Raw genomic sequence first — 16,993 nt, forward strand, 5'->3', positions numbered from 1 at the left:
CAAGCGTAGTCGTGGCATCCGACACCGAATCTCGGACGCCCGCCCGCGGTGCGGCGATTGGTGCGGTCACGCGGGCTTAAGTAGAGTCGGCTCGCAGGATTCCGGAGAAGGAGCAGGCGTGGCATCGAACGACCGACAGGCGCGCGAGGAACGCGCGCGCCTGCGCACCTACCAGGCACGGCAGGAAGTCCACGCCGGCAAGCAGCGGCGGCGCAGCCGCGACAACCTGATCGCGGTCCTCGCGCTGGTCGTCGTGCTCGCCCTCGCGGTGGGCGCGCAGCTCTTCTTCTTCAACGGCGGCCCCGGCACTCCCGAGCCGGTCGCGAGCGAGACGCCGGCCCCCACGGAGGCCGCAGGCGAGAACCAGGGCGACGTGCCGAGCCCCGACCTCGCCGAGGGGCGCACGTGGACGGGGACCCTGACGCTCAACGACATCCCCCTCGGCGTCGAGCTCGACGGCGCCGCGGCGCCGCAGGCCGTCTCGAGCGAGATCAGCCTGATCCAGTCGGGCTTCTACGACGGCGTCTCGTGCCACCGGCTCACCACCGAGGGGCTCTACGTGCTGCAGTGCGGCGACCCCGAGGGCACCGGCGCCGGCGGCCCCGGCTACAGCTACGGCCCCGTCGAGAACGCCCCCGAGGACGGGGTCTACCCCGCCGGCACGATCGCGATGGCCCGGCAGTCGAACAACGGGTACAGCCACGGCAGCCAGTTCTTCATCGTCTACGAGGACACGACCCTGCCCGCCGACTCCGCGGGCGGCTACACCGTCGTCGGACAGGTCACGAGCGGCCTCGACGCGCTGCGTGCGGGCGTCATCGACCAGGGCGTCGCCGAGGGCGCGACCGACGGTGCGCCGGTGGTGCCCACGACGATCACCTCCTTCACGATCGAGTGAGCACGGCACCGCCGTCGAGCGGTGCAATAGGCTTGACAGCACACGCCGCCGATGGCGGCGTCCGACCTACGACGCGGCGGCGCTGCCCGCGACCGCTGCCAATAGGCTTGACCGCAACATCGCCGCCCGTTCGCGGCGTCCGACCTACGACAGGGTGAGGCCGTGACCGAATCAGATCAGCAACCGTGGGGCCGCGTCGACGAGACGGGCACCGTCTTCGTTCGCACGAGCGACGGCGAGCGGGAGGTCGGTCAGTACCCCGACGCGACGCCGGAAGAGGCTCTCGCCTACTTCGAGCGCAAGTACGCCGACCTGGCCGGCCAGGTGGGCCTCCTCGAGCAGCGCGTGCGCCGCGGCGCCCCCGCCGCTGACGTCGCCAAGGCCGTCGCGACCCTCACCGACTCCGTCGCCGGAGCGCACGCGGTCGGCGACCTCGAGTCGCTCTCGCGCCGCCTCGAGGCGCTGTCGGGCACCACGAAGGAGCTCACCGAGCAGCAGCAGGCCGAGGCCAAGGCGGCACTCGCCGGCGCCATCACCGAGCGCACCGCGATCGTCGAGCAGGCCGAGGCGCTTGCGGCGCAGGATCCCGCGAAGACGCAGTGGAAGCAGGCGACCGCCGAGCTCGACGCCCTCTTCGCGAGCTGGCAGCGCCACCAGCAGGACGGCCCCCGCCTGCCGAAGAACGACGCCAACGAGCTGTGGAAGCGGTTCCGCGCCGCGCGCTCCACGATCGAACAGCACCGCAAGGCGTTCTTCGCCGAGCTCGACGCCGCGCACCGCGACGTGCGCACCCGCAAGCAGCGCCTCATCGAGCGCGCCGAGGCGCTCGCGCCGCGCGGCGCCGACGCGGTCGGCGACTACCGGAGCCTCCTCGACGAGTGGAAGCAGGCGGGTCGCGCCGGCAAGAAGCTCGACGACCAGCTCTGGGCGAAGTTCAAGGCCGCCGGCGACGTGCTCTTCTCCGCGAAGGCCGAGATCGACGCGAAGGACGACGAGGAGTACCGTGCCAACCTCGATGAGAAGCTCGTGCTCCTCACCGAGGCCGAGGCGCTGCTCACCGAGCGCGACGCGAAGAAGGCCCGCGCCGAGCTGAACCGCATCCAGCGCAAGTGGGACGAGATCGGCAAGGTCCCCCGCGACCAGGTGCGCTCGGTGGAGGATCGACTCCGCAAGGTCGAGAACCACGTCCGCTCGCTCGAGGACGAGCGCTGGCAGCGCGAGGACCCGGAGAAGAAGGCGCGTTCGGAGGGCATGCTCGGCCAGCTCAACGACGCGATCGAGAAGCTCGAGTCCGAGGTCGCCGCAGCCGAGGCCGCCGGCGACACGAAGGCCGCCGCCGCCGCGCGGGAGGCCCTCGAGGCCCGTCGCGCCTGGCTCAAGGCCGTCGGCGGCTGATCAGCCGACTCCTCCGCACCGCTTTGAGGGAGGCGGGATTCTCCACAGGATCCCGCCTCCTTCGCTCGGTACCGCGGGGATGCCCGAGCATGGGCTGATGGCACGCCTTCCACCGGTGCTCAGCACTGACGACCTCCCGCTCGCCGAACTCTGCGCGGCGCGCATCGACGGCGAACTCTTCGTGATCGACGAAGGCTGGGTTCCGATCGATGAACCCGACCTGCCGGGCACCCGAGCGGCGGCGGCCGCGTTGCGCGTGCCGAGACGGCTGATCATCGAGCGGCTCTCGGCCGCCTGGGTCCACGGTGCCCTCGACATGCCGCCGCGCATCGCGCAGTTCTGCGTGCCGCTGCACGAACGCGTCGCGGTCGTCGCGGGTCCGCGAACCAGCGTGCGCGAGGTCGTCATCGACCCCGGCGACGTCGTCGAACTCGGCGGCGCCCGGTGCACGACACCGTCGCGCACCGTGTTCGACCTCCTCCGGGACGCGACGCTCGACGACTCGTTCGCCGAGCTCGTGGTGGCGCGCCTCCTCGACGCGCACGCGGGCTCGGGCGACGCGGTGCGGGCGCGCTTCGCGACGGCGCACCGGCTGCCGCACCTCGCGCTGGCTCGCGCGCGATTCGCACGGACGCAAGCTCGGGAGGCGGCGAGTTCGACCGCTCCCCCGGCTCCGGCCTCGGATCAGCCGTCGCTGACCCGGTAGACGTCGTAGACGGCGTCGATCCGGCGCACTGCGTTGAGCACGCGGTCGAGATGCGTCGTGTCGCCCATTTCGAACACGAAACGGCTGAGCGCGAGGCGGTCAGTCGACGTCGAGACGTTGGCCGAGAGGATGTTCACGTGATGCTCGGAGAGCACCCGCGTCACGTCGGAGAGCAGCCCGGCCCGGTCGAGCGCCTCGATCTGGATCTGCACGAGGAAGACGCTCTTGGAGCTCGGGGCCCACTCGACGTCGATCATCCGCTCGGGCTCGCGCAGAAGCGACTGCACGTTGTGGCAGTTCGCCTGGTGCACCGAGACGCCGGCGCCGCGGGTGACGAATCCGACGATCTGGTCACCGGGCACGGGCGTGCAGCAACGGGCGAGCTTCACGAGGATGTCGGGCGCACCGCGAACGAGCACACCCGATTCGGCGTGACGCGGCAGCGGCCGCGTACGGACCGGCAGCGGCAGGTCGGGCTCGTCGACGTCGTCGACGTCGCGCACCAGCGCGACGACCTTCTCGAGCACCGACTGCGTCGAGACGTGCCCCTCGCCGACCGCGGCGTACAGCGAGGAGACGTCGTCGTAGCGCAGCTGGGCGGCGACCTCGGCGAACGACTCCTGGCTCATCAGCTTCTGCAGGGGCAGGTTCTGCTTGCGCATCGCCCGAGCGATCGAATCGCGCCCCTGCTCGATCGCCTCGTCGCGGCGTTCCTTCGTGAACCACTGGCGGATCTTGTTGCGCGCACGGGGGCTCTTGACGAAGTTGAGCCAGTCCTTGCTCGGGCCCGAGTCGGGGTTCTTCGAGGTGAAGACCTCGACCACGTCGCCGCTCGACAGCTCGCTCTCGAGCGGCACGAGCCGGCCGTTCACCTTGGCGCCCATCGTGCGGTGCCCGACCTCGGTGTGCACGGCATAGGCGAAGTCGACGGGGGTCGCGCCCGCAGGCAGGCCGATGACCCGCCCCTTCGGGGTGAAGACGTAGACCTCCTTCGCACCGATCTCGAAGCGGAGCGAATCGAGGAACTCCCCCGGGTCGGCCGTCTCGGCCTGCCAGTCGGAGATGTGGGCGAGCCAGGCCATGTCGGTCTCGCTCTGCATCGCGGGGCCGCCCGAGGACTTGCCGGTCGTCTGCTCCTTGTACTTCCAGTGGGCGGCGACACCGTATTCGGCGCGCTGATGCATGTCGTGCGTACGGATCTGGAGTTCGACCGCGCGGCCCTTCGGTCCAAGGACGGTCGTGTGCAGCGACTGGTAGAGGTTGAACTTCGGCGTGGCGATGTAGTCCTTGAAGCGGCCGGGCAGCGGTGTCCAACGGGCGTGGATCGCGCCGAGCACGGCATAGCAGTCGCGGACCGAGTTCACGAGCACCCGGATGCCGACGAGGTCGTAGATCTCGTCGAAGTCGCGGCCCCGCACGATCATCTTCTGGTAGATCGAGTAGTACTGCTTCGGCCGGCCGACGACCTTGCCGCGGATCTTCGCGGCCTTGAGGTCGTCGTTGACGAGGTCGATGACGTTCTGGACGAACTCCTCGCGCTGCGGCGTTCGCTGCTTGACGAGGCTCTCGATCTCGGCGTAGAGCTTCGGGTAGAGCACGGCGAACGAGAGGTCCTCGAGCTCCCACTTGATCGCCTGGATACCGAGGCGGTGCGCGAGCGGTGCGTAGATCTCGAGCGTCTCGGTCGCCTTCCGGCTCGCGGAGGCGGCGGGCACGAAGCCCCACGTGCGCGCATTGTGGAGGCGGTCGGCGAGCTTGATGATCAGCACCCGGATGTCCTTCGACATCGCGACGATCATCTTGCGGACGGTCTCGGCCTGCGTGGAGTCGCCGTACTTGACCTTGTCGAGCTTCGTGACGCCATCGACGAGCATGGCGATCTCGTCACCGAAGTCGGCTCGCACCTCATCGAGGGTGTAGGCGGTGTCCTCGACCGTGTCGTGCAGCAGCGCCGCCGCCACGGTCTTCGACCCGATGCCGAGATCCGCGAGGATCTGCGCCACCGCGATCGGGTGGGTGATGTACGGCTCGCCGCTCTTGCGCTTCTGACCCTCGTGCGCACGATCCGCGACGGTGTAGGCCCGCTCGATCAGCGCGAGGTCGGCTTTCGGATGATGCATCCGAACCGTGCGCAGCAGCGTGTCGACGGCACCCGACGGCTGCGCCTTCGAGAAGATCCGCGGCACCAGGCGGCGCAGCGATGCGGTTGAGTTGACCCCGGTCTCCGTCACGCCTCACCTCCAGAACTCAATTATCACCGCTCCGGAGGGTGAGGCGTGCACGGGGAGGAACGCCGGGGGCGAACGTCATGCGGTCGGCAGGGCCTCAGCCGAGGTCGAAGCTCCGGCGCGCTCGCGCTCCTTGAGCACCTTCTGGTCGTGCCGGCGGATCGCCGGCTCGCCTTCGCGCAGCTGCGAGTAGAGCGGCGCGGCGAGGAACACGGTCGACCAGGTGCCGACGAGGATGCCGATGAGCAGCGCCAGCGAGATGTCGCGCAGCGTATCGGCGCCGAGCACACCGGCACCGATGAAGAGGATCGCCGCGACCGGCAGCGCTGCCACGACGCTCGTGTTGATCGAGCGGACGAGCGTCTGGTTGACGGCGAGGTTCACCGACTCGGCGAAGGTGCGACGCGACTCCTGCCCGTCTTCGGCGGTGTTCTCGCGGATCTTGTCGAACACGACGACCGTGTCGTAGAGCGAGTAGCTGAGGATCGTGAGGATACCGATCATCGCCGCAGGGCTGATCTCGAAGCCGACCGCGGCGTAGATGCCGGTGGTGACGACGAGGTCGACCATGAGCGCGATGATCGCCGCCGCCGACATCTTCCATGTGCGGAAGTAGAGCGCCATGATGACGGCGGCGAGCAGCACGAAGGCGATCAGGCCGAGCACGGCCTGACGGGTGACGTCGGCACCCCAGGTCGGGCCGATGAAGGAGCTCGTCACCTCCGACTCGGGCACGTCGTACGCCTCGGCCAGGGCCGCGGTCACTTCGTGCGACTCGTCCTGCGAGAGCTGGTCGGTCTGGACGCGGACTCCGGTGCCGCCGACGACGGTGACCTTGGTGGTCGCCTCGGGCACCACCGACTCGACCGCTTCGATCGCGGGCTCGGCCGTGGCGTTCTCGACGCTCGAGATCTGGAACTGCGATCCGCCGCGGAACTCGATGCTGAAGTTCACGCCGGTGAGGAGCGGCACGACGACCGACAGGAGCACGAAGACTCCGATGATCGCGTACCACTTCTTGCGGCCGCCGACGAAGTTGAACGAGCGCTTGCCGGTGTAGAGGTCATTTCCGAAGGTGGTCAGACGGTTCGCCATCAGGACTCCTTCCCTTCGTTCGAGGTATCGCCCGCGCCGACCGAGGCCGACTTGCGCTCCGCGATGGTCTGTCGCCGCTGCGCCTCCTTGGCGCTCGACGCCGCCTTCTTGCCCGCGACCGCAGCAGTGGGCTTGCGGAACTCGGCCCGGCCCCGGTAGACCGCGCCGAGCGCGTTCGGGTCGAGGCCCGACCACGGGTTGCCGCTCGAGAAGAATCTCGTCTGCGCGAGCAGCTGCAGCATCGGGTGGGTGAAGAGGATCACGACGATGACGTCGATGATCGTCGTGATACCGAGCGTGTAGGCGAAGCCCTTGACGCTGCCGACCGCGAGGATGAACAGCACGACCGCGGCCAGCAGGTTCACGCCCTTCGAGGCCATGACGGTGCGGAAGGCGCGCTTCCAACCGGCCTCGACAGCGCCGACGAGCGGACGGCCGTCGCGGAGTTCGTCACGTACGCGCTCGAAGTACACGATGAACGAGTCGGCCGTGAAGCCGATCGCGACGATGAGGCCGGCGATGCCCGCGAGCGAGAGTCGGTAGCCTTCGCGCCACGACAGGATCGTGATCGTGAGGTACGTGAGGATCGCGGCGATCACGAGCGAGGCGATCGTCACCGAGCCGAGTGCACGGTACTGGAACAGCGTGTAGATCACGACGAGGATGAGGCCGATGAGGCCGGCGAGCAGACCCGACTGGAGCTGCGAGGTACCGAGGGTCGGCGAGATCGTCTCAGAGGACTGCACGGTGAAGCTCAGCGGCAGCGCACCGAACTTGAGCTGGTCGGCGAGCGCCTTCGAGCTCTCCTGGGTGAAGTTGCCGGTGATCTGCGGGCGGCCGTCGGTGATCGCGCCGTTCATCGAGGGGGCCGTGAGCACCTCGCCGTCGAGCACGAATGCGAACTGGTCGCGCGGAGTCTGGCCCGACAGCCCGAAGAGGCGGGTCGAGACCTTCGCGAACTCATCGGTGCCCTTGTCGTCGAAGACGATGTTGACGGCCCACTGACCGGTCGAGGCGCCGGTCTGCGTGGTCACCATGCCGTTCGTCGCGTCGACGATGTTCTCGCCGCTCGCCTCGACGGGGCCGAGGAGGTACTTCACCTGACGGTTGCGGTCACAGGTCACGAGCGGCTCGTCGGCGGGGGCGATCTCGGTCGACTCATCGGCCTGCGCGCAGTTGTAGGAGTCGAACTCGTCCTGCAGCGCCGGCGTGATCCACGCCGGGTCGCTGCCGTCGGTCGGCACGGCCGTCGGCGTCGACTCGGGCTCCTCTTCAGGCGCGTCGCTCGGCGACGGGCTCGCACTCGGCTCGATCGCCTCGTTCGTGGCGGCATCGGCGAGCAGAACGGCGCGGAGCTCGAGCTTCGCGGACTGCTCGATGCGGGCGCGGGTCTGGTCGTCGAGCTCGCCCGGGATGCGGACGACGACGTTGTCGCCCTCGGTGTTGATCTCGGCTTCGGCGACGCCCGAGGCGTCGACGCGCTGGCGGATGATCGACACCGCCTGGTCGAGCTGCTCCTGCGAGACATCGGCGCCCGATTCGACCTGCGGGGCGAGGATGATCTGCGTGCCGCCCTCGAGGTCGAGCGCGAGCTTCGGTGTCCAGGAGCCTTCGCCCCAGATCACGCCGGCCGCATTGATGCCGAAGAGGAGGGCGATGATGACGCCCAGCCAGGTGAGGGACCGCCAGGCCTTGCGGACGGGCGTCGGCCGGGATGACCGCTTCGATGGTGCAGCCACGTGTTCTGCTTTCTCTGCAGGAGCCCGCGCAGCAGTGCGCGGGCCGAGCCTCGGGGGTGAGTCTTAGTCGTCCGACTTCTTGGTGTCGGGCGTCTCGTCGGTGGTCGGAGCCTCGTCGGCGGCGTCGGAGACGCGCTCACCGAACTCGGGCTCGCCCTCGACCGCTGCCGGCGCCTCGTCGGTGCCCTCGACGGGCTCCACGACGCGCGCGACGGTCTGGCGGTGCACGGTCAGGATCGTGCCGGGCGAGGTCTCCAGGAGCACCTGGTTCTCCTCTTCGTCCATCGAGAGGATCGTGCCGAAGACACCGAAGTTGGTCATCACCTTCGCACCCACCTGGACCTTCGACTGCAGCTCCTTCGCCTCGGCCTGGCGCTTGCGCGAGTTGCGGAACATGAAGAAGATCAGCACCGCGAGCACGGCGAGCATGATGAGTGTGAACGGGTCGAACGTCATGAGGGTGAGATACCTTCCGGTGTGCGCGGGGCGCACGAAGTCAGTGGCGTTGAGGGACGAGCCTCAATGGATTATAGGTCATCGATCGGAAGCACCGCTGCCGCGTCGGGAGCGGCCTCGGCGAGCCCGAAGTGCCGCCATGCGGCGGGGGTCGCGACGCGGCCTCGCGGGGTGCGCGTGATGAGCCCGATACGCACGAGGAACGGCTCGACGACCGCCTCGATCGTCTCGGCCTCCTCGCCGACGGAGACGGCGAGGGTGTTCAGTCCGACCGGACCGCCGCCGAACCGCGTCAGGATCGTCTCCATCACGGCGCGGTCGAGCCGGTCGAGGCCGAGCGGATCGACGTCGTAGAGCTCGAGCGCGGCCCGCACGGCCCCGAGGTCGGCGCGGCCAGAGTGCACGAGCGCGTAGTCGCGCACGCGCCGCAGCAACCGGTTGGCGATGCGCGGGGTACCGCGACAACGACCGGCGATCTCGGCAAGGGCGGCCTTGTCGGTGTCGAGCCCGAGCATGACGGCCGCCCGCGCGAGCACCTGCTCGAGCTCGGACTCGGCGTAGAACTCGAGGTGCGCGGTGAAGCCGAATCGATCGCGGAGCGGGTTGGGCAGGAGGCCGGCGCGCGTCGTCGCGCCCACGAGCGTGAACGGGGCGAGGTCGAGCGGCACCGAGGTGGCCCCGGCACCCTTGCCGACCATGATGTCGATGCGGAAGTCCTCCATCGCGAGGTAGAGCATCTCCTCGGCCGAGCGCGCCATGCGGTGGATCTCATCGATGAACAGCACTTCGCCGGGCACGAGCGACGACAGGATGGCCGCGAGATCGCCCGCGTGCTGGATCGCCGGGCCGCTCGACATACGCAGGGGGCGCCCGCCCTCGTGGGCGACGATCATCGCGAGCGTCGTCTTGCCGAGTCCGGGCGGGCCGGCGAGCAGGATGTGGTCGGGCGTGCGCTGCTGGATGGTCGCGGCGGTCAGGAGGAGCTGCAGCTGGCCCCGCACGCGCGTCTGCCCCACGAACTCCTGGAGGCTGCGAGGGCGCAGCGCCCCTTCGAACGCGAGCTCGGCCTCTGAGGCGAGCTCGGGGTCGGTCAGGTCGTCGGCGTCGCTCACCGGCCCCTCCCGCCCTGCTGTGCGGGCCCGAGCCGGGCGAGCGTCAGGCGCAGCATCGTCGGCACCGACGCCGACTCGACCTCGCTCGCGTCGGCGAGCGTCTCGTCGAGCGCCTCGGCGGCGACCCGCTCCGTCCACCCGAGGCCGGTGAGGGCCGCGAGCACGCTGTCGGCGACACCGCCCGAGGCGATGGGCGCGGCGGCACTGCGCACCGTCGGCGGCGCGAGCTTGCCGGCGAGCGACAGGGTGATGAGCTTCGCGGTCTTCGGGCCGATGCCGCTGACCTTGCGGAAGACCGCGTCGTCCTCGCGGTGCACGGCCTCGGCGACTTGCTCGGGAGAGAGCGAGGAGAGCACGCCGAGCGCGGACTTGGGCCCGACGCCGGTGACGCCGATCAGCAGCTCGAAGACCTCGAGCTCGTCGCGCGTGGCGAAGCCGAAGATCGTGAGCGAGTCCTCGCGCACGATGAGCGAGGTGTGCACCGCGAGCTCGTGACCCTCGCGGCTCGCGAGCACGAGCGCAGGGGTCGTGTTGACCTGGAAGCCGACGCCGCCGACGTCGATGACGAGCGAACTGCCGGCTGCGGCGAGGACGCGCCCGCGGAGGGAGGAGATCACTCCTTCAGCCTACGGGCCGCCCCCGACACCGCTGCGGAGCGCTCCGCGGCGAGCCATGCCCGCTGCGCCGGCGTGAGCCCCGAGGCATCCGTCGCCGCTGCCGCGCCCGGCGCGCGGCCGCCGCTCGAGGCGTCACGGATCGCCGCCCCGGCGACTCCGCCGGTGCGCCAGGCGTGGCAGATCGCGAGCGCCAGCGCGTCGGCCGCGTCGGCGGGCTTCGGCACCGACTCGAGCCCGAGGATGCGCGCGACCATCGCCCCGACCTGCTTCTTGTCGGCGCGCCCGTACCCGGTGATCGCGGCCTTCACCTCGGAGGGCGTGTGCAGCGCGACCGGCAGTTCGCGGCGCGCCGCGATGAGCATCGCGACGCCCGAGATCTGCGCCGTGCCCATGATCGTCGACACGTCGGACCGGGCGAAGACCCGCTCGAGCGCGACGGCCTGCGGGCGGTGCTCCTCGAAGATCGCCTCGAGTCCGTCGGCGATCCTCGCGAGTCGCCGCTCGATCGGCGCGTCGGCCGGCGAACGCAGCACGACGACGTCGACGAGCTTCGCGGTGCGGTTCGGCGAGACGTCGACCACGCCCACGCCGCAGCGGGTGAGCCCGGGGTCGATGCCGAGCACCCGCACGGCGATCGGCCTACTCCGCTTCGAGCTCGGCCTGCACCTCGGGGGTGAGGTCGAAGTTGCTGTAGACGTTCTGCACGTCGTCGGAGTCCTCGAGGGCGTCGATGAGACGGAACACCTTGCGAGCGGTCTCGGCGTCGATCTCGACCTTCAGGTTCGGCACGAACTCGATGTCGGCCGACTCGTAGTCGAGCCCGGCCTCCTGGAGCGCCTTGCGGACCTCGACCATGTCGGACGGGTCGGTGATGACCTCGAAGCCCTGGGCGTGCGGTTCGATCTCCTCGGCGCCGGCCTCGAGGGCGGCCATCATGACGTCGTCTTCGGTCGTGCCCTCGCCCGACACCACGATGACGCCCTTGCGGGTGAAGTTGTAGGCGACCGAACCGGGGTCGGCGAGCGTGCCGCCGTTGCGATTCAGCCCGGTGCGGACCTCGGCTGCGGCGCGGTTCTTGTTGTCGGTCAGCACCTCGACCATGAGGGCGACGCCCGACGGGCCGTACGCCTCGTAGGTGATGCTCAGGTATTCGACGGCTTCGCCGCCGATGCCGGCGCCCCGCTTGATCGCGCGGTCGATGTTGTCGTTCGGCACCGAGGTCTTCTTGGCCTTCTGCACCGCGTCGTACAGCGTCGGGTTGCCGTTCAGGTCGGCGCCGCCGAGCTTGGCCGCGACCTCGATGTTCTTGATGAGCTTCGCGAACGACTTCGCGCGACGCGCGTCGATGACGGCCTTCTTGTGCTTGGTCGTCGCCCACTTGGAATGCCCGGACATGACTCTCCTGTATCCGCTTCTCGGCGGGTCCGCCCGCCGAAAGCCCATTCTAGACGAGCGAGGCGCGCGCGCTCGGGTGCCGGTCGGATGCCTCGTGCCCGAGGCGCTAGCCGAGCACCTTGATCAGCGTGCGGAGGTTGCGGTTCGTGGTGGTCGGCTTGTACCGCGCCTTCGCGAGCAGCTTGGCGAACGGCGTGTCGACCGTCGTGCCCTTGACGGGGTTCCAGTAGACGACGCCCTCGCCCCGGGCGATCGGATCGACGGCCTCGACGAGCCCGAGCCCGTCGGCCGCGGCGAGGAGCTCGTCGAGCACCGCACCGGACGAGCCGAAGATCACCCAGGGCTGGCGGGATTCGTCGTCGGCGTCGAACGGGAACGCCTCGACGGCGCGTTCGAGCTCACCGCGGGTGACGAGCACGACCCACGCCTCGTACCCGAAGCGCTCGGAGAGCGCGTGCTCGATCCGCGACTTCAGCGCCGGGGCCCCGGCGGCCCGGTCGGCGCTCGAGAACACGACGTTGCCCGAGGCAAGCACGGTGCGCACGCCGTCGAAGCCGAGCTCGCGGAAGAGCTCGGCGAGTTCGGCGGAGCGCACGGTGATGCCGCCCACGTTGACCCCGCGCAGCAGGGCGATCCATTCGGTCACGTGCGCGAGCGTAGCGCCCGCCCACGACACGCGCAGCGGCGAGCAGAATGCCTCGGCGTCCGCCGCTCAGGCGAGCGCCGGCATTCCATCCGGGAAGAGCGAGCGCTGCCAGGCCGTGTACTTGCGGCGCATGACCAGCGACCAGAGCGCTCGCACCGGCAGCGGCAGGTTCTCATGCAGCCATTCGTCGCGCTCGCCCGCGGGCACCGCATCGATCATGAGCCCCATCTGCACCGGCATCGTCTCCTTCGGGAACTCGTTGCGGGCGTGCTCGCCGATCTCGTCCCACTCGGCCTGTGTGAACACGCGGGCGACGATCGGCACGATGTCGGCTTCCTCTCGCCCGAGGTGCACGCCGAGTGTCTCGCCGACCGAGTCGAGCGCCGCGGCGAGCCGCTCCCCCGTCGCAGGGTCGGGCGCCGTGCGCCATTCTGCGAGCAGCGCGTCGGCGACGTCGAGCAGTTCGGCGACCCTGGCGTGCTGCGCCTTCATGACGTCGACGTGAAGCGAGCAGCCCGGCTCGCGCCGCTCGAGCCGGTCCCAGATGAACCGGTCCTCGCCCTCGTGGTGCACGTGCAGGGCCTTGTCGACGAGCTCCACGGCGGCGCCGACGGTCTCGGCCCGCTCGAGATCGCCGGCGGGGACGGCCCGGACGAGTACGGGCATCTCGCGATAGCCCCAGCGGAAGATGCGGTGCACGAGGAGGATGTCGCTGGTGTCGCATCCGGTCTCATCGACGACGCGGCCGTCGCCGCCGGTGCTCGGCAGTTTCCTGGTCATTCCGCGACCGTAGGACCGTCGGGATCCGGCGGAATCGGTGCTCCCACTGAACGGGCGCCCCCATTTCGCGGGGCGAGGCCGCGCGCGTCTCGGCCTCAGACGCGGGCGCGCACCTTCGACAGGAAGTACTCGTGGAAGCGGTGCTCGCCCGTGATCTCGGGGTGGAAGCTCGTGCCGAGGAGGTTGCCCTGCTCGACCGCGACGACGCGGCCGTCCTCGAGCTGCGCGAGCGGCGTCGCCGCGGGCCCGACCGACTCGACGACCGGGCCGCGGATGAACACCGCGCGCACCGGGATCACGCCGAGTGCGGGCACCTCGAGCTCGGTCTCGAACGACTGGTTCTGCGAGCCGAAGGCGTTGCGCCGCACGACGACGTCGAGGCCGCCGAGCGACTGCTGCCCCGTGATCGCGTCGAGCACCGTATCGGCGAGCATGATGAGCCCGGCGCAGGTGCCGTAGACGGGGAGGCCGTCTGCGATCGCCGCGCGCAGCGGCTCGGCGAGACCGAAGGTGCGCGAGAGCTTGTCGATCACGCTCGACTCGCCGCCGGGGATGACGAGGCCGTCGACGGCGGCGAGCTCCTCGGGCCGGCGCACGAGCGAGACCTCCGCGCCGAGGGAGGCCAGCACCAGGGCGTGCTCGCGGAAGTCGCCCTGCAGGGCGAGGACGCCGACGCGGGGGCCGGCCGGAGCCTGCTCCCCCGCGCCGACGGACTCCTCGCGGAGGGTCGTCGTCACCAGCCGCGCTCGGCGAGGCGGTGCGGCGCCGCGAGGTCGGCGACGTTGATGCCGACCATGGCCTCGCCGAGGCCGCGCGACACGTCGGCGATGACCGAGGGGTCGTCGTAGAACGTCGTCGCCTTGACGACGGCCGCCGCGCGCGCCTCGGGGTTGCCCGACTTGAAGATGCCCGAGCCCACGAAGACGCCGTCGGCGCCGAGCTGCATCATCATCGCGGCATCCGCCGGGGTGGCCACGCCGCCCGCGACGAAGAGCACGACGGGGAGCTTGCCGGTCTCGGCGACCTCGAGCACGAGCTCGTAGGGGGCCTGCAGCTCCTTCGCGGCGACGTAGAGCTCGTCGCGCGTCATCGACTTCAGCTGGTTGATCTCGGACGAGATCTTGCGGATGTGCTTGGTCGCCTCGGAGACGTCGCCGGTGCCGGCCTCGCCCTTCGAGCGGATCATCGCCGCACCCTCGTTGATGCGGCGGAGCGCCTCGCCGAGGTTCGTCGCACCGCAGACGAAGGGGGTGTTGAACGACCACTTGTCGATGTGGTTGACGTAGTCGGCCGGCGAGAGCACCTCGGACTCGTCGATGTAGTCGACGTCGAGGGCCTGCAGCACCTGCGCCTCGACGAAGTGGCCGATGCGGGCCTTCGCCATGACGGGGATCGACACCTCGGCGATGATCGCGTCGATGAGGTCGGGATCGCTCATGCGGGCGACGCCGCCCTGCGAACGGATGTCGGCGGGGACGCGCTCGAGGGCCATGACGGCGACGGCGCCGGCGTCCTCGGCGATGCGGGCCTGCTCGGGCGTGACGACGTCCATGATGACGCCGCCCTTCAGCATCTCGGCAAGGCCGCGCTTCACGCGGCTCGAGCCCGTCTCGGGTACGGTCACAAGGAATCCTCTCGGGGGTGCGCTGGACGTCGCGCAACGATTCAGACAAAACGATTGTTTGTCCTAGGCCAAAAGATAGCATGGTCGATGACACGAGGAAGGACGGTGCCGAGATCATCGACATCGAGGGCCGTTCCGCGGCCGAGATCGCCGACAGCCTGCGCACGCTCATCGAACGCGGTGCGCTGCGACCGGGTGACGCGCTCCCTCCCGTCCGCGCGCTCGCCGAGCAGCTCGGCGTCAACCGCAACACCGCCGTCTCGGCGTATCGGCAGCTCACCAACGCCGGCGTGGTCGTCACCCTCGGCCGCGGGGGCACCCGCGTCGCCGGCGCCGCGCCCGTCGCGCAGGAGGGCTTCGCCGCCGACACGGCGCTCAGGGACCTCGGCACCGGCAACCCCGACGCCTCGTTCATCCCCGACCCGACGAACGTCCTGCCGAGCATCGCCCGGCGCCCCGTGCTCTACGGCGAACCCGTCATCGACCCCGGGCTCGAGCGCTCCGCACTCGCGTGGATGGGCGCCGACCTGCCCGAGGGCACTCCCCTTCGCCTCACGGTCACGAGCGGCGCCGCCGACGCCGTCGAACGCCTGCTCGCCCAGGCGCTCACCCGCGACGACGCCGTCGCCCTCGAAGACCCCTGCTTCCTCACGAGCATCCACACCGTCCGTGTCGCCGGCTATCGCCCGGTGCCCGTGCCCGTCGACGACGAGGGCATGACGGTCGGGGGGCTCCGGGCCGCACTCGACCAGGGCGTGCGCGCCGTCATCTGCACGCCGCGGGCGCAGAATCCCACGGGGGCGAGCCTCACCGCCGGCCGGGCGGCCGCCCTGCGGGAGGTGCTCGCGGAGCATCCCTACGTCCTCGTGATCGAGGACGACCACTACTCCCTCCTCTCGCAGCAGCCGCACCACACGCTCATCAGCGCCGAGCACCGCCGCTGGGCCCTCGTGCGCTCGGTCTCGAAGTTCCTCGGGCCCGACATGTGCCTCGCGGTGACGGCCTCCGATCCCGAGACCGCCGACCGTCTCGCGATGCGCCTCACGCCGGGCACGACCTGGGTGAGCCACCTCCTGCAACGGCTCGTGCACGCCCTCGCGACCGACCCCGAGGTCGCCGCCGGCATCCGCGCCGCGGGCGAGCACTACGCTGCCCGCAACGCCGCGTTCGCCGAGCTGCTCACTGCGGAAGGACTCCCGACCGCCCCGGGCGACGGGCTCAACGTCTGGGTCCCGCTCGGCGCGCCCGCACGCGCGGTCTCCGAGCAGCTCATGCGACGCGGATGGCTCGTGCGGCCCGGCGACGAGTTCGCACTCGGCGACCATGGGGCATCCGAGCGCCTGCGCCTCACCGTGCACGAACTCGACGACGCCGAGCAGCAGCGCCTCGCCGCGGACCTCGGCGCCTCGGTGCGCGCCGTGCGCGAGCGAAGTGCGATGATCGATCGGTGAAGATTCTCTCCATCCAGTCGGCGGTCGCGTACGGCCACGTCGGCAACTCCGCCGCCGTCTTCCCCCTGCAGCGCATCGGCGTCGAGGTGCTGCCCGTCTACACGGTCAACTTCTCGAACCACACCGGCTACGGCGCGTGGCGCGGTCCGCTCATCTCGCCCGACGACGTCCGCGAGGTCATCACCGGCATCGAGGACCGCGGGGTGCTCGGACAGATCGACGTCGTGCTTTCGGGCTACCAGGGCGGCGAGGGCATCGCCGACGTCATCCTCGAGACCGTCGCGAAGGTGAAGGCCGCCAACCCCACCGCGATCTACGCGTGCGACCCGGTCATGGGCAACGCGAAGTCCGGATGCTTCGTGGCCCCCGCCATCCCCGTGCTGCTGCGCGAGCGCGTGGTTCCCGCCGCCGACCTCATCACGCCGAACCAGTTCGAGCTCGGCTACCTGACCGGCACCGAGCCCGACACGCTCGAGTCGACGCTCGCCTCGGTCGACCTCGCCCGTGCGGGCGGCCCGAGCACGGTGCTCGTCACGAGCGTCGAGCGCCCCGACCGCGACGACGACACCATCGAGATGCTCGCCGTCGACGAGCACGGCGCCTGGATCGCGCAGACCCCGCGCCTGCCCATGAAGGCCAACGGCTCGGGGGATGTCACGGCCGCGCTCTTCACGGCACACTACCGCCGCACGGGCGACGCGGCCGACGCGCTCGCGCGCACGATCTCGAGCGTGTACGACCTGCTCACCCGCACCCACGAGTCGGGCGAGCGCGAGCTGCAGCTCGTCGAGTCGCAGGAGTTCTACGCCCACCCGCGCATGCAGTTCGAGGTGCGCCGGGTGCGCTGAGCG

At 70.4% G+C, this 16,993-nt stretch carries 17 protein-coding genes; 5 read left to right on the forward strand and 12 right to left on the reverse strand.

The features are described 5' to 3' along the window. Positions 1-118 precede the first annotated feature (118 nt). The 3 genes from ACFVTR_RS11475 to ACFVTR_RS11485 all read left to right on the forward strand — a co-directional run bounded on the left by ACFVTR_RS11475 (position 119) and on the right by ACFVTR_RS11485 (position 2,999). Positions 119-898, forward strand: coding sequence for a peptidylprolyl isomerase (locus ACFVTR_RS11475; RefSeq protein WP_387037387.1), 780 nt, complete (start codon positions 119-121; stop codon positions 896-898). Between the two features lie 162 nt (positions 899-1,060). Next, entirely contained in the window at positions 1,061-2,293 is a 1,233-nt protein-coding gene (locus ACFVTR_RS11480; protein ID WP_387037388.1) for a DUF349 domain-containing protein, read from the forward strand. Between the two features lie 97 nt (positions 2,294-2,390). Next, a complete protein-coding gene (locus ACFVTR_RS11485; protein ID WP_387037390.1) occupies positions 2,391-2,999 on the forward strand; it encodes a hypothetical protein in 609 nt (202 codons plus the stop codon). On the opposite strand, the gene ACFVTR_RS11490 is transcribed toward ACFVTR_RS11485, so the two are convergent. The 12 genes from ACFVTR_RS11490 to pdxS all read right to left on the reverse strand — a co-directional run bounded on the left by ACFVTR_RS11490 (position 2,978) and on the right by pdxS (position 14,691). Then, positions 2,978-5,230 (reverse strand): RelA/SpoT family protein, encoded by a 2,253-nt coding sequence (locus ACFVTR_RS11490; RefSeq protein WP_387037392.1) that lies wholly within the window; start codon positions 5,228-5,230, stop codon positions 2,978-2,980. The two genes, ACFVTR_RS11485 and ACFVTR_RS11490, sit on opposite strands and share 22 nt — an antisense overlap. Positions 5,231-5,305: 75 nt before the next feature. Further along, complete coding sequence (gene secF / locus ACFVTR_RS11495; protein ID WP_387037394.1) at positions 5,306-6,322, reverse strand: protein translocase subunit SecF; 1,017 nt, start codon at positions 6,320-6,322, stop codon at positions 5,306-5,308. Then, positions 6,322-8,061: a protein translocase subunit SecD gene (gene secD / locus ACFVTR_RS11500; protein ID WP_387037396.1), complete on the reverse strand. Its 1,740-nt coding sequence runs from the start codon at positions 8,059-8,061 to the stop codon at positions 6,322-6,324. The genes secF and secD overlap by 1 nt, the downstream gene beginning before the upstream one ends. A gap of 63 nt (positions 8,062-8,124) precedes the next feature. Continuing rightward, positions 8,125-8,517 carry a preprotein translocase subunit YajC gene (gene yajC, locus ACFVTR_RS11505; protein WP_387037398.1) on the reverse strand — a complete coding sequence of 131 codons (393 nt, stop codon included), beginning with the start codon at positions 8,515-8,517 and terminating at the stop codon, positions 8,125-8,127. Positions 8,518-8,588: 71 nt separating this feature from the next. Then, on the reverse strand, positions 8,589-9,629 hold the full coding sequence (gene ruvB / locus ACFVTR_RS11510) for a Holliday junction branch migration DNA helicase RuvB (RefSeq protein ID WP_387037400.1): 1,041 nt from the start codon (positions 9,627-9,629) through the stop codon (positions 8,589-8,591). After that, a complete protein-coding gene (gene ruvA / locus ACFVTR_RS11515) occupies positions 9,626-10,246 on the reverse strand; it encodes a Holliday junction branch migration protein RuvA (protein ID WP_387037402.1) in 621 nt (206 codons plus the stop codon). Before ruvA ends, ruvB begins: the two co-directional genes overlap by 4 nt. Beyond that, the gene (ruvC, locus tag ACFVTR_RS11520) at positions 10,243-10,875 is read right to left on the reverse strand and encodes a crossover junction endodeoxyribonuclease RuvC (protein ID WP_387037404.1); all 633 of its coding nucleotides are present in this window, start codon (positions 10,873-10,875) and stop codon (positions 10,243-10,245) included. Before ruvC ends, ruvA begins: the two co-directional genes overlap by 4 nt. Positions 10,876-10,885: 10 nt before the next feature. Further along, positions 10,886-11,641 carry a YebC/PmpR family DNA-binding transcriptional regulator gene (locus ACFVTR_RS11525; RefSeq protein ID WP_376945508.1) on the reverse strand — a complete coding sequence of 252 codons (756 nt, stop codon included), beginning with the start codon at positions 11,639-11,641 and terminating at the stop codon, positions 10,886-10,888. A gap of 106 nt (positions 11,642-11,747) precedes the next feature. Further along, positions 11,748-12,287 (reverse strand): DUF1697 domain-containing protein, encoded by a 540-nt coding sequence (locus ACFVTR_RS11530; RefSeq protein ID WP_387037406.1) that lies wholly within the window; start codon positions 12,285-12,287, stop codon positions 11,748-11,750. Positions 12,288-12,353: 66 nt separating this feature from the next. After that, positions 12,354-13,067, reverse strand: a complete 714-nt coding sequence (locus ACFVTR_RS11535) for a hemerythrin domain-containing protein (RefSeq protein WP_387037408.1) — start codon at positions 13,065-13,067, stop codon at positions 12,354-12,356. A gap of 95 nt (positions 13,068-13,162) precedes the next feature. Next, positions 13,163-13,804 (reverse strand): pyridoxal 5'-phosphate synthase glutaminase subunit PdxT, encoded by a 642-nt coding sequence (gene pdxT / locus ACFVTR_RS11540; protein WP_387037410.1) that lies wholly within the window; start codon positions 13,802-13,804, stop codon positions 13,163-13,165. Further along, positions 13,801-14,691 (reverse strand): pyridoxal 5'-phosphate synthase lyase subunit PdxS, encoded by an 891-nt coding sequence (gene pdxS / locus ACFVTR_RS11545; RefSeq protein ID WP_212277305.1) that lies wholly within the window; start codon positions 14,689-14,691, stop codon positions 13,801-13,803. Before pdxS ends, pdxT begins: the two co-directional genes overlap by 4 nt. A gap of 80 nt (positions 14,692-14,771) precedes the next feature. On the opposite strand from pdxS, the gene ACFVTR_RS11550 reads away from it, so the two are divergent. Together ACFVTR_RS11550 and pdxY are read left to right on the forward strand one after the other, a co-directional pair. After that, positions 14,772-16,142 (forward strand): aminotransferase class I/II-fold pyridoxal phosphate-dependent enzyme, encoded by a 1,371-nt coding sequence (locus ACFVTR_RS11550; protein ID WP_387037412.1) that lies wholly within the window; start codon positions 14,772-14,774, stop codon positions 16,140-16,142. After that, complete coding sequence (pdxY, locus tag ACFVTR_RS11555; protein WP_387037414.1) at positions 16,139-16,990, forward strand: pyridoxal kinase PdxY; 852 nt, start codon at positions 16,139-16,141, stop codon at positions 16,988-16,990. Before ACFVTR_RS11550 ends, pdxY begins: the two co-directional genes overlap by 4 nt. The last annotated feature ends 3 nt before the right edge of the window (positions 16,991-16,993 follow it).

It is taken from the genome of Agromyces sp. NPDC058126 (genome assembly GCF_042884595.1).
GTDB lineage: Bacteria > Actinomycetota > Actinomycetes > Actinomycetales > Microbacteriaceae > Agromyces.